Source organism: Mesorhizobium metallidurans STM 2683, assembly GCF_000350085.1.
GTDB classification, from domain to species: domain Bacteria; phylum Pseudomonadota; class Alphaproteobacteria; order Rhizobiales; family Rhizobiaceae; genus Mesorhizobium; species Mesorhizobium metallidurans.
On the sequence record NZ_CAUM01000163.1, the window covers coordinates 1 to 3,882 of the forward strand.

General features: G+C 59.6%; 3 protein-coding genes. All 3 read right to left on the bottom strand.

Going from position 1 to position 3,882, the window contains the following annotated elements:
• Positions 1 to 160 precede the first annotated feature (160 nt).
• Entirely contained in the window at positions 161 to 1,396 is a 1,236-nt protein-coding gene (locus MESS2_RS28380; protein ID WP_008878073.1) for a Zn-dependent hydrolase, read from the bottom strand.
• A gap of 271 nt (positions 1,397 to 1,667) precedes the next feature.
• The gene (locus MESS2_RS28385) at positions 1,668 to 3,104 is read right to left on the bottom strand and encodes a M20/M25/M40 family metallo-hydrolase (RefSeq protein WP_040594197.1); all 1,437 of its coding nucleotides are present in this window, start codon (positions 3,102 to 3,104) and stop codon (positions 1,668 to 1,670) included.
• Positions 3,105 to 3,546: 442 nt separating this feature from the next.
• Positions 3,547 to 3,882, bottom strand: a 336-nt coding sequence (locus MESS2_RS28390; RefSeq protein WP_244440107.1) for an ABC transporter permease subunit, incomplete at its 5' end; no start/stop codon positions are given.

The window sequence follows — 3,882 nt, forward strand, 5'->3', positions numbered from 1 at the left end:
GGGCCCGAAATTCCGTCGGAGTATCGCCGGGCTGTAAGCCGCGAATGTGCTCGTCATGTGGTTACTCACATGGATTACTGGAGGCAGCTCACATGACCGGGACGCTCAGGAGTTGCGAAATTCAGCCAGCTTTCTCAAGACTTTGGGTCGTTTAGCTGTGTCAGGTGTTTCCCTCGCCTCGTAGGATCGCCTCGGCCGCATCAGTCAGCACCTGGCAGCCGAGCACCAAGTCGGCATCGTCTGTGTTTTCGGTCCAATGATGGCTGATACCGCCAATGCTTGGGATGAAAAGCATAGCGGACCTCAGTCTGCGCGCCACGACCTGTGCGTCGTGACCAGCCCCACTTGGCATCCTCACATAGGCGTTGGGAATATGGCGCGCGGCCGCGTTCTCTATCGCGTCCTGAAAGGCCGGATCCATATGGCATGGTTTGCCGGTCTCAGTCTGCTCGATCTCAGCGCGGCAGTCCGTTTTCATGGCGGTCTCTTTAACCAGCTCCCTTAGCACAGCATCGAGACGCTCAAGCACCGGCATTTTTGAATCGCGGAACTGGAACAGCATCTCCGCTTTGCCCGGAATTACGCTGGGAGCGCCCGGCTCCAGGCTAATGCGGCCTGTGGTCCACACGGAGCACGGGCCGGCGACTTCGGGAAAGCGCTTGGCAATGGCCATGGCCAGCGTCGCTGCAGCAACGCCGGCATCCTTACGGATCCCCATGCGCGTCGTCCCGGCGTGATTCTGGATCCCGTAAAAGACGATTGAGTACTGCCAGATCCCAACGATGCTCGTAACAACACCGATCCGGTTGCCCGAGGCTTCCAGCGCGTCGCCCTGCTCTATATGTGCTTCCAGGTAGCCGACGTGGCGTTTCGGCTCCACCAGAGATCGGGGAACGCCTGCTAGGCCGGCCTCACGGAGCGCGTCCCTGAGCGGCAGCCCGTCATCGACATTCACCGCGCGATCGATCTCCGCTTCGTCGATGTCACCAACGAACGAACGACTTCCGAGCATTGATACGTAGTGACCTTCTTCATCCGCCCACGCCACTGGTGCGATGGGGAGGCCTGCGCAGCCCAGCGTTTCCGCAAACGTCCGGGCAATCTCAAGACCGTAAATCACACCAAGTGCCCCGTCGAGCCATCCGGCATAATCCTGGGACTCTGCGTGCGACCCGATCAACAGCGATCGCCGGCCCGATCTCGGCATGCCGAACACGTTGCCGACCCCGTCTATATGCGCCTGAAGCCCTACGGCTTCGTATTGCTGCGCAAGCCAACGGCGGCTGTCCATGTCCTCTCGTGAATAGGTCGGACGATGTACACCCGTCTTGTACGCGCCGAACTGCGCGAAACGTCTGAGATCCGATAGCAACCGGCCGGCGTTGATCGTTGGCATCTGCTGCACTGTCCTTTAGTTGGCACGGACGCAGCTGAGTGCAGCAGTCCGTTCTGATGGGCATGCCCTGGAGAGCTGGGCAGGTTTCATGGCGGCGTGCCCAATCTGGAGAGTCATCGGGACCATTTTCCGATCCAGCATTCAGCCAGGGGCCTCTTACTGAGGTGAGGGAAGTCTGGCATCTGCGCACTATACGGCCAGCACACGCATAGAGATGAAGTAGTCCGGGATAAGAACCGGTCAACCCTACGCGCACGATCATCGGATCTAGCTACTCGACTCTTACTAGTTGGCCATCTGAGTTAGGGGCGGATTGCACTCCACCGGCCTTTCGCGCAAGAAGTTGTAACCGGCCAAGCTCGTACAATAGCGCAGCGCCTGTGCGAATCCCGCTGTAGAAGCAACTTAGTGTTAGATTCTCATTGGGAGCATGGTTTGCCTCGTCGTGGTTCGCGTAAGGTGTGTCGAAGGCGGGAATGCCTAGGATCTTGGTGAAAACATAGTTGGGGAGAGAGCCGAAGCCTGCGGGCACCAGCAAAGGATCTTCCCCTTGCGCAGCGACGAAAGCACGGCGAAGCGGCGCGGTGAAAGGGGAGGTAATGGGTGTTTTCGAGGGATCGATGCTTCCCTGCGCTATGAACTCTACTTCGGGCGCGTGTTTTTCCACATGGGCGGCGACCTTGCGCAGGATGTCCGCTGGGTCCTGTGCTGCCACGAGCCGTATGTCGCATTTTACGAAGGCCTCGTTGGGCAGGACGCTCTTGCTACCAAGACCGCCATAGCCGCCATGGAAGCCGTTAATCGTCAGCGTCGGGCGGAAGCACAGGCGGTCGTAAAAGGGCCGTTCCGCCGGCGCGTCAAGTCGCACAAGATCGAGACTACGCTTCACAGCCTCGACATCGAGAGGTAAACGCTCGACCGCGGCCAGTTCCTCTTTTGACGGTGGCTCGATTTCATCGTCGAAACCGTCAATGGTGATTTCACCATCGGCATTTTTCATGGTGCCGAGCAGATGCACCAACGTCCAGATCGGATTGGGCACAACGCCGCCAAAGTTACCCGAATGCAAGTCGCCGTTAGCGTGGCGGCAGCGTAGTTCAAAAGACACCTCGCCGCGCGATCCGAACTTGATCACAGGTGCGCCGCTCGCATGACGCGGACCATCGGCGGTGACAGCAAGATCAGCTTCTAGCATACCGATATTGGCATGGACGAAATCGGCGATGTGCGGACTGCCGATCTCCTCTTCGCCTTCCAGCAGCAGGATCACGTTGCAGGGCAGCGCGCCATGCACCTTGAGGTGGGACTCGATTGCCAAAATCTGTGCGAAATGCTGGCCCTTGTTGTCTCCCACACCGCGTGCGTATAGGCGCCCGTCACGAATAGTCGGCTCGAAGGGCGGCGAGAGCCATTTGTCGATCGGGTCAGCCGGCTGCACGTCGTAATGGCCGTAGAGCAGCACGGTCGGCTTGCCCGGCGCCTTCTCCCAGCGCGCGACCACCATCGGGTGTCCTTCTGTCGACACCAGGCCTGTCTCGAGCCCGATCCCGGTGAGCATCTCGACCAGTAGCGCGCCGACTTCGGCGATGCCAACATTTTCGGCGCTGATGCTCGGGTGCCGAACGTAATCGATCAGGCGATCGAGGAAGGGGGTGCGGTTCGCCTCGATATGCTCGAAAACGGCGTTCAACGGATCAGAAGAGGTCATATCCTTGCCTGTAAGAAAGAGGAAGAAGTCGGAGATACAGGGTGTCTCGGTTGGTAGGCCGAACAAAGGCGCGCGGACGCCGTGGATCGACGGGCCGGCCGAGGCGCGCCTCCAAGGCGGCCACATCTCGAAATGCCAGCGACGACTCCCAGCTGCGAAAGGGAACAGCCTGATCCAGCCCCCCGGCTTGGTTGCGATTGGATTGAGATAGAGGCGCGGATCGCAGACCTTGTCGCCGGCCTCGCAGGAGCGCGAGCCCGGCGATCTGGATACCTTCGGCGCCAGATCTGTACCTCATGCTTTCCGGTTTCACCAACCCGCCGCTCCGAAGCTGCTTCCGCCAGTCACAGATCTGCCAGCGCGTCACGCGCAACCTCCGCGACGCCATGCCCGCATAAGGCTCTCGGCCACGATCGCGCTTTCTTCAAGCCGCCGAGCCGCGTCATTGCGGGGAAAAACGGGGTGGAAAAAGCATGGCATACGACGAGGCGCCTTTGGCGGCGGCTGTTCGCGCGATCCGCGCGATGAAAGCGATATAACCAAGACTTAACGCCACGGTGGGCAGGATCAGGTGCACAAGCCATGGCCCGAAGCCATGGTCAATCGGCCGGTATCCCTGGACCGGTAGCCAATGTGATATGATGGCAAACAAATATATGAGAAAGAAACCGACAACAAACACCGGGACAGAAAAACCAAGTGTCGCGAATACCGTCAGGATACGATCAATAACGCCGCCAGATTGCCACGCGGCCACGGCCGGGTCACCAGGCGTCAA